Below are 8,812 nucleotides of genomic sequence, written 5' to 3'. Positions count from 1 at the left end.
TCCATAACCTCTAAAGTATCGCCTACCTTTAATTGTGAGTTGGCGTAATTGGAGAATCCGCCATTGTCCACTTTTTTGATCCCAATTGTGATGCCATCTTTTTCAGGAGATGAACTAATGGAGTATGCTCTTCTAAGTTCTTTGCCCTTTATTTCTTTTTTTATGGTGATATACTGACCCGCCGTAAAGGTGAAAGTCTGTGCCAATTCTTTAGGAATTGAAAATGTAACGGCAACAGAGGTTGGCGTTAATTTCTTGATATGTTTTACCGTTAATGGGTGAAATTGCGACATATGTTCATTTCTTTAAATCGATTTACAAAATTAAGCATGCTTTGCCGATATCATATGACATTTGTCAAAAAAGTAGGTTTTGTTAATTTTTGTTTAACTTTTTAGATTATATAATTGGTTTTATTTTGCAAGCGCTCGTCTGTGAGGAGTGCCGTACCAATTAAGTACAAGTATACAATATCAATAAAATACAATTTCCACACTGGACCCATTCTAGCGTTAACTAACTAATAGCATACAGTGGAGGTCAGTAGTTCCAAACTGAAGGTAGCGGGATAAAGAACTAGCAATTTCTTTTTTAGATAAAGCACTTTTAGAAACTTCAAATACCTTAGAAAGGATTTTTTTGACGGGTAAGAAAGATACTTTTTTCTAAAAAAAAATAGAATATTTATACATAATATTCTTATGCATAAGAATATTATGTATATTTCTGCTTTAGTTTAAACAACAATGGCAAATTCCAAATTATATAAAGGCAGTTTAAATACCATCATTCTTAAATTATTAGATGAAGGCGAAAAAATGTATGGTTACGAAATTACCCAAAAGGTAAAAGAGATAACAAAAGGGGAATTAAAAATTACCGAAGGTGCTCTTTATCCTGCACTGCACAAATTAGAAGCAGAAGGTTTATTAGATGTTGAGGTTAAAAAGGTTGATAATAGGTTGCGCAAGTATTACAAACTTACGGAGCAAGGTGTTAGAGAAAAGACCAATCGATTAGCAGAACTTGAAGAGTTCATTAGAAATATGGAACAATTGGTCAACCCTAAATGGAGTATTAAATAATTTTTATGAAGTTAGCACAAGAACAATTGGACTTTATTAGTAGTTACTTATGTAAAAAAGAATTGGTTCAAATTGATATAAAAATGGAGATTTTAGATCATATGGCTAATTCAATTGAAAAAAGAATTGAAACATATGGCGATACTTTTTCTGATGCTTTTAACGCTGAGGCTCTAATTTGGGAAAGAGAACTTTCAAATAGTACTAATCCAATCATCGGTTTTTTATACTCTGGACCAAAAATGTTGATTGATAAATGTGCAAGAAAACTTAAGTTTTTTTATTTATATACTTCTGTAGTAGCCTTATTCTTTACAATATTTTTTGGTTTTATTCTAAAGGACTTAAATTCAAATATTGTTTTTGAGTTTTTAAGATATTTATATGGATGTGTTTTCACCATAACATTATCCGTTATTGTTATTATCCATTTCGCAATAAAAAAAACGCAAATTAAATCCTCATTTAGTTTTTTATACAAAACTCAAGCTGTGGGATTTGCTTTTTTTTACTTGATATATAATCCTCTTTTTTTAGATATACTTGGTCTATTTAAGAATGGAAATTTTACATATATTTCGTTTTTGATTTACAATGCAATGCTATTTTTTTCTCCTATTTATTTCTTTATTTATAAGGAACATTTAAGAGTATTAGAAAAATTTAGCCATCTTAAAATTGCAGATTTATAGATAAATCCATCATGCATTTAGGTAGCTCTAAAATTTCATCGGCATAAGATGTAGTACATTACTATTAAGTATTTCTATCTAATTTTATAATAAAAAGACAATATTTCTTATGGAATTTAAATAGTTTAAGAATATATGTAAAACATCTTGTAACAAACTCAAGATTATTCTTACTTATATTTAGAATACTAAAACCAACCGAATGTTTAAACGATTTTCTTCCTTACAATGGAAATCTTTTTTTAGATCCTCTAATCTTGGTAAAAGTCTAGGAATAAAAATAGTAATGGGATTTTTCGGAGTTTACATGCTACTTTCACTCGCTGTTGCCGGTGGTGGAATGTACTTTCTTTTAAAAGAAATATTCCCAGATCAAAGCCCTATGTGGACTATAAGCCAGTATTTCATTTACTGGATTTTAATGGAATTATTCTTAAGGTACTTTATGCAGAAATTACCGGTAATGGATATAAAACCATTCTTGACCACACCGGTTAAGAAAAGCACCATTGCACATTATATATTAGGTAGATCTGCGGCATCTATATATAATTTATTGACGCTATTTTTTATAGTTCCGTTTGCAATAGTGTTACTATTTAATGGCTACCCTGTACTCAATGTTTTACTTTGGATAGTGGGTATTATAGGTATTGTTCTGAGTATAAATTACGTAAACTTGTTAGTAAATAAGAATGATAAGGTCCTAATTGGAATAGGTAGTATTCTTGTCTTAGGTTACGGATTGGACTATTTTGGAGTGTTCTCTATAAAAGAGTTTTTTGCTCCTGTTTTTCATGCACTTTACGCATATCCAATTACGGTTTTGATTCCTATTGCGTTTGCAATGGCTATGTACTATGTAAATTATAAATACTTAAAAGATAAAATTTACCTAGATGCAAAGCTCAAAGCAAAATCTGTACAGGCAAATACCTCAGATTTAGCTTGGACCAAACGCTTTGGCGAAATGGGCTCTTTTCTTCAGTTAGATCTTAAAATGATTTGGAGAAATAAAAGAACCAAGTCACAAGTGTATATTTCGCTATTCTTTGTCTTTTACGGTCTGGTATTCTATACCCAGGAGATATATAGTAGTATGATGCCAATGAAAGCCTTTGTAGGTATATTTATGACAGGTATTTTCTTAAGTAATTTCGGTCAGTTTATTCCGGCTTGGGATAGTAGTTACTATAGTATGATGATGTCCCAGAATATACCTATGCGAAAGTATCTGGAGTCAAAGGTTTCACTAATTACAGTGAGCATAGTAGCTATGTTTTTATTGACGATACCTTACGTTTACTTTGGTTGGGATGCCTTGGCAATTAATTTTGGATGTGCCATATACAACTTGGGTGTAAACATACCCGTCATATTATATTTTGGTTCATTTAATAAGAAAAGGATTGAGTTAGATCAGAGTCCGTTTGGTAATATGCAGGGTGCAAGTGCTACCCAGTTTTTGGTTATGCTTCCAGTATTAATTGTACCGATCATTATATTCTCCATCTTTTACTACATCTTTAATTTAGAAGTGGCAGTAGGAGTATTATCTGTTCTAGGCATCATCGGTTTTGCCATGAAGAATTACTTATTAGATTTAATTACCGAGCAATACAAGAAAAAGAAATATGGAATGATTGCAGGTTTTAAAGAAAAGGCGAGTTGATTGATAAGTACCGAGTATTAAGTAATAAGTACAAAGAAAAAAGCTTATTTAGGAAAGCTTAAAGAATTCAGTAAGGAATATAAAGTTGCAGGAATAAGTACATTAAATGTCGGCTAGTTGATAATAAGCTATTCAGACAGATAATTTGGATTTATTTCTTTTAACCAATAACGAAAAAAACGGTTGCTGAGCGTAGCCAAAGTAAATAACACGATAATGATTACAATAGAAAATTTATCAAAAATATATGGTTCACAACAAGTATTGAATATAGAGAACCTAGAAATACCAACAGGACAAAGTTTTGGATTGGTAGGTAATAACGGTGCAGGTAAAACAACCCTTTTTAGTTTGTTGCTAGACCTAATACAACCAACTACCGGTCATATTATTAATAACGAGGTACAAGTAAATACCAGTGAAAATTGGAAGCCATTTACATCATCTTTTATTGATGAAACATTTTTGATCGGGTATTTGACTCCAGAAGAGTATTTTTATTTCATAGGGGACCTACGTGGTCAAAATAAAGCCGATGTAGATGCACTCTTGGCACAATATCAGGACTTTTTTCATGGCGAAATATTAGGTCAAAAGAAATACTTGAGAGATTTATCTAAGGGAAACCAGAAGAAAGCCGGTATTGTAGCTTCATTTATTGGAAATCCCAAAGTGGTGATTCTAGATGAACCTTTTGCCAATTTAGATCCAACAACGCAGATTCGCCTTAAGCAGATTATTAAAGATCTGGCTGCACAGCAAGATGTAACGGTATTGGTTTCTAGTCATGATCTAATTCATGTAACCGAAGTATGTGAGCGTATTGTTGTACTTAACAAAGGTGAGGTGGTCAAAGACATTGAAACATCTGCCGAGACTTTAAAAGAATTAGAAGTTTTCTTTGGGTCTGAAAAGGCTGAGGTAGTTGTGGAATAATTTAAAAATATATGTCCACTTAGAGCGCAGTTAAGAACTGCATATGGTAAAATTTAACTGGTTTTCAATAAGACGTACTACAGTTAGTGTAAAAACTTAAAACCAACCACTAGGTCGGTTTTTCTTTTCTAAGTTTTAATCCAAGTAAGATAAAATCCGATGAAGTTGCATTGGATCAGATTATCTGCAGTAAACTCAAAAGCTCGTGATCATTTTAATATAAAACAAACTATATGGTCGGTAAAAATTTGGTATAGCGGTTCATAAATGGTGGTATGGCATAAAAATAAATATGCAGTTTACCGATAAACGGTATAATAATCTGGTTGTTTTTAAGTTAAACATACATACGTAGATTATCTATTTTGAATCTTAGAAACAAACTTATTTTATCCGGTGTTTTAACGAGTATGCTTTTTAATGCATGTTCCGTTAAGAAAGACAAGTTCGTAAACCGAAATTGGCACGCGCTCAATACCAAATACAACACCTTGTATAATGGTAACATTGCTTTTGAACAAGGGCGAGAAACGTTGAACGATACTTATCAAGATGATTATTTTGAAGTGTTGCCCATAGAACGTTTAGAAGTTAGTGGCGAAATAAAACTAGATTCAGAAGACAACAATCCTAATTTTCTTATTGCAGAAGAAAAAGCTACAAAAGCTATTCAAAAGCATAGTATGGATATTAAGGATGAAGAACGCAACCCTCAAATAGATGAGGCTTTTCTATTGTTAGGTAAAGCTCGTTATTTTGATGAACGCTACATTCCTGCATTGGAATCCTTCAATTACATTCTCAATAAATATTCAGAAAGTGATAAGCTTAATGAAGCAAGTATCTGGAGAGAAAAGGTAAATATTAGGTTAGAGAATGATGATTTAGCGATAAAAAATTTAAAACGCTTAATGAAATATGAGCGTTTAAAAGATCAAGAGTATGCAGATGCAAGGGCAATGTTGGCTCAAGCCTATATAAATCTTAATGCTCCGGATACTGCGGTTCAAAACCTAAAAATTGCATCGCATTACACAAAAAAGAATCCTGAAAAAGGAAGGTATTATTATATTATTGGTCAGTTGTACAATCAACTGGGTTATAAGGACAGTGCCAATTATGCTTTTGATAAGGTGATCGAGTTGAATAGAAAGTCCCCTAGGATTTATATGATCAACGCCAAAATCGAAAAATTAAAGAATACCCAGGTCACTGGTGAGAATAAAGAAGAAATCTTGGAATATTTAACCAAGATGGAGCTAAATAGGGAGAACAGACCTTACTTAGATGGCATTTATAGGCAATTGGCAGAGTTTCACTTAGAACAAGAATCCGATAGCTTGGCAATATTGTATTTCAACAAATCGCTCAGAGCATCGCAGAACAAGCCAAAATTGAATGCGCTCAACTATGAGAATTTAGCAGAATATAATTTTGATGAAAGTATCTATAAGCCCGCAGGTGCCTATTATGATAGTGTATTGACCAACCTTGACGAAAATACCAAGAAATTTAGGGCAATCAAGAAAAAAAAGGATAACCTTGAAGACGTTATTAAGTATGAGGATATTGTACAATATTCTGATAGTGTAATCACAATTTACCAAATGCCAAAAGATGAGCAATTGGCATATTTTGGCAAACATATTGAAGAACTGCAAAAAGCTAAGGAAGCTGCGCAGAAAAAAGAGAAGGATAGGATTACAGATGGTTTTGCGGCATTTGCAAATAGTAAAGGTGGTAAAGAAAATAAAGGTAAATTCTATTTCTATAACATTACAAGTTTGGGCTATGGTCAAAACGACTTTAAAAACCGTTGGGGCAATAGAGAATTGACAGATGATTGGCGATGGTCTGATAAATCGGTTATCAATAGTGAGAATATCGCACTACAGAATGCATCCGGTGTTAACGATAGTTTAAGTGTGGTTAGTGAGGATGAGAAATTCTCGTTAGACTATTACATGGATCGTTTACCTACAGATGTTGCTATTATTGATAGCTTAAAGACAGAACGTAATTTTGCCAATTATCAATTGGGGTTAATATATAAGGAGAAGTTCAATGAGAATCTTTTGGCTGCTGCCAAATTAGAAAACGTATTGGCAAGCAATGCAGAAGAGCGTTTAATTCTTCCTTCAAAATATAATCTTTATAAAATATACGAAGAAGTAGATAGTCCTTTGAAAGAGACGATGAAGGCAGATATTATTGCCAATCATTCAGATTCTAGATACGCTGAAATACTGTTAAACCCTCAAGCGGTTCTTGCAGATAGTTCAGATAGTCCAGAGAAACGCTATGAAAGTTTATTTAAACAATATAATGAACAGCAGTACTTACAGGTAATTACCGGCGCAGAAGAAAATATCAATAGATTTACCGGTGATCCAATTGTTCCAAAGTTTGAAATGTTGAAGGCAAATGCCATTGGTAGGCTGCAAGGTTTTAAGCCCTTTAAAGAAGCATTGAATTATGTGGCGTTGACGTATCCTAATAATCCTGAAGGAAAAAAAGCCGAGCAAATGATTGCAGAGCAACTACCGAAGTTGGAACAGAAAGAGTTTTCACCAGAGACAGATTCTAAAGGAACATCGAACTGGAAAGTAGTCTTTCCGTTTAAAAGAAGTAAAACGGAACAAGCTATAAAATTGATGGAATTGTTAGAGCAATCTATTATAGACTTGAAATATAAAAATATTGTTTCTAGGGATGTTTATAACCTAGAAGATCAATTTGTAGTGGTACACGGATTTAAATCTAAAGATTTTGCCCTTGGGTATGCCGAGCTGCTAAAAAATAATAAGGATTACCGTGTGGCTGATGAGAATTTTGTAGTTTTATCAGAGAACTATAAGATTGTACAAGTTCATAAAAATTTAAACGAATATAAAAGTACGCTTTTAACCCCAAAACCGTGAACAATGTTTTCAGACAAACAAAAACCTAGAGCTATGAATGAAGTAGGAGGCCAGCCTAATAGAATAGAGAAGAATACCAAAATTAAAGGAGATATTATATCTGAAGCGGATTTTCGTATAGATGGTAAGCTAGATGGTAATGTAAAAACTTCCGGTAAAGTGGTGATCGGTAAAGATGGCTACATTCATGGAAAAGTAGAATGTGTAAATGCAGATATAGAAGGCAGTTTTAATGGAGAACTTTTAGTATCCGATCTATTATCCTTAAAATCATCTGCAGTTATAGAAGGTACCGTTTCTGTAAGTAAATTGGCGGTTGAGCCGGGTGCTACATTTAACGCATCTTGTACCATGGGTGGTGGTAAAGCTGCGGGTACAGGTTTTAAATCTTCGAATAATGGAGCCGCAAAAGCCACGTAATGATAATTCTGAACTCTTAAGAAATGCCGCAAGCTTATCTGGTGTTGCCATACAAATGGGTGTCACTATATACTTGGGCAATCTTTTAGGAGAGTGGTCAGATCAAAAATTTGAAAAAACGTTTTTAGAGGATACATTTACATTACTTGCTGTATTTTTGTCTATCTATTTAGTCATAAAAAAAGTTATGGCGCTAAATAAATAAACGTTGCTAAAAAATATCACTTTATATATAGTCGTGTTCACTGTTGTGGGCGCGACTTCTTATTTTCTACAAAATCTTGCCTTATTAGATCCGCCAACCTATTTAGGTCCGCTATTGATCAAGGCCTATACATTTCATTTTTTGTTTTCCCTTACACTGGTCATCATTTTCTTAATTGCCTCTAAAAACAATTCCTTTTTTGAACAATTAGGTTTTATCTATATGGGTGTACTTGTTTTTAAGATTACAATTTTTGCGGCACTATTCTATCCTTACCTTTTAGGAGAACTGATTATGCCTCAAATATATAGAGGTGCGCTACTTATACCGGTGATTATTTTTTTGTTTCTAGAAGTGTTTTTTATTTCGAAAATTATGCGCAAAAAAAGACTCTAAATTTTAAAGCTTTAAAATTGGGTAGTTTATGCAATAATTAACTACTTTTGCGCAAAATTTCTAGGAGCTAAATTTTTTGATAAAGAACTAATGATGCAAGTTTCAAATACGATTAAAACCTTATTACAACTTCTAATACTTTGTTTTTCATTGCAAAGTTTTGCTATATCTGATACTGAGCCAGAAGGAGCGGTAAGTGGTAAGGAACAGGTTGACGCCTATATTTTACATCACCTTAAAGATTCTCACGATTTTCATTTGTTCTCATATACTAGTGATTCAGGTGAAAGAAAACATGTTGGTTTTCCGCTTCCGGTTATTCTTTGGTCAAGCAATGGATTAGTGACTTTTATGTCCTCAGAATTTCACCATGATGATAACGGGCAAGTAATTGTTGAAAAGAACGGTTCTAAATTTGTAAAACTTCACAGTAAAATTTATGAGTTGGAAGCAGGCGCTTCATCGGTTAGTTTTGATGAAGAGCA

At 33.0% G+C, this 8,812-nt stretch carries 9 protein-coding genes and 1 pseudogene; 9 read left to right on the top strand and 1 reads right to left on the bottom strand.

Annotated elements, in window-relative coordinates:
- Positions 1–293 (bottom strand): FAD-binding oxidoreductase (locus tag QZ657_RS16840; RefSeq protein WP_291968197.1); only part of this gene is annotated, 293 nt, incomplete at its 3' end.
- 453 nt (positions 294–746) lie between these two features.
- Between QZ657_RS16840 and QZ657_RS16835 the strand changes: the two genes are divergently transcribed.
- The 9 genes and pseudogenes from QZ657_RS16835 to QZ657_RS16795 all read left to right on the top strand — a co-directional run.
- Positions 747–1,085 carry a PadR family transcriptional regulator gene (locus QZ657_RS16835; protein WP_291968196.1) on the top strand — a complete coding sequence of 113 codons (339 nt, stop codon included), beginning with the start codon at positions 747–749 and terminating at the stop codon, positions 1,083–1,085.
- 5 nt (positions 1,086–1,090) lie between these two features.
- On the top strand, positions 1,091–1,777 hold the full coding sequence (locus QZ657_RS16830) for a hypothetical protein (protein WP_291968195.1): 687 nt from the start codon (positions 1,091–1,093) through the stop codon (positions 1,775–1,777).
- Between the two features lie 202 nt (positions 1,778–1,979).
- Complete coding sequence (locus QZ657_RS16825; protein WP_291968194.1) at positions 1,980–3,449, top strand: DUF5687 family protein; 1,470 nt, start codon at positions 1,980–1,982, stop codon at positions 3,447–3,449.
- A gap of 216 nt (positions 3,450–3,665) precedes the next feature.
- Entirely contained in the window at positions 3,666–4,385 is a 720-nt protein-coding gene (locus QZ657_RS16820; RefSeq protein ID WP_058104532.1) for an ABC transporter ATP-binding protein, read from the top strand.
- A 410-nt stretch (positions 4,386–4,795) separates the two neighbouring features.
- Positions 4,796–7,306 carry a tetratricopeptide repeat protein gene (locus tag QZ657_RS16815; RefSeq protein WP_412759695.1) on the top strand — a complete coding sequence of 837 codons (2,511 nt, stop codon included), beginning with the start codon at positions 4,796–4,798 and terminating at the stop codon, positions 7,304–7,306.
- A gap of 3 nt (positions 7,307–7,309) precedes the next feature.
- The gene (locus QZ657_RS16810) at positions 7,310–7,726 is read left to right on the top strand and encodes a bactofilin family protein (RefSeq protein WP_291968192.1); all 417 of its coding nucleotides are present in this window, start codon (positions 7,310–7,312) and stop codon (positions 7,724–7,726) included.
- Positions 7,704–7,931 carry an AtpZ/AtpI family protein gene (locus QZ657_RS16805; RefSeq protein ID WP_291968191.1) on the top strand — a complete coding sequence of 76 codons (228 nt, stop codon included), beginning with the start codon at positions 7,704–7,706 and terminating at the stop codon, positions 7,929–7,931. The genes QZ657_RS16810 and QZ657_RS16805 overlap by 23 nt, the downstream gene beginning before the upstream one ends.
- Positions 7,932–7,934: 3 nt before the next feature.
- Positions 7,935–8,327, top strand: a complete 393-nt coding sequence (locus tag QZ657_RS16800; protein WP_291961038.1) for a DUF6168 family protein — start codon at positions 7,935–7,937, stop codon at positions 8,325–8,327.
- A gap of 90 nt (positions 8,328–8,417) precedes the next feature.
- Positions 8,418–8,812, top strand: a pseudogene (locus tag QZ657_RS16795) (ATP synthase F0 subunit A); the annotation flags it as partial.

The sequence above is a fragment of the Maribacter sp. genome (assembly GCA_020629415.1).
GTDB lineage: Bacteria > Bacteroidota > Bacteroidia > Flavobacteriales > Flavobacteriaceae > Maribacter > Maribacter huludaoensis.
The sequence above is the reverse complement of the archived record's forward strand: the minus strand, read 5'-3'. Positions and strand labels throughout refer to the sequence as shown.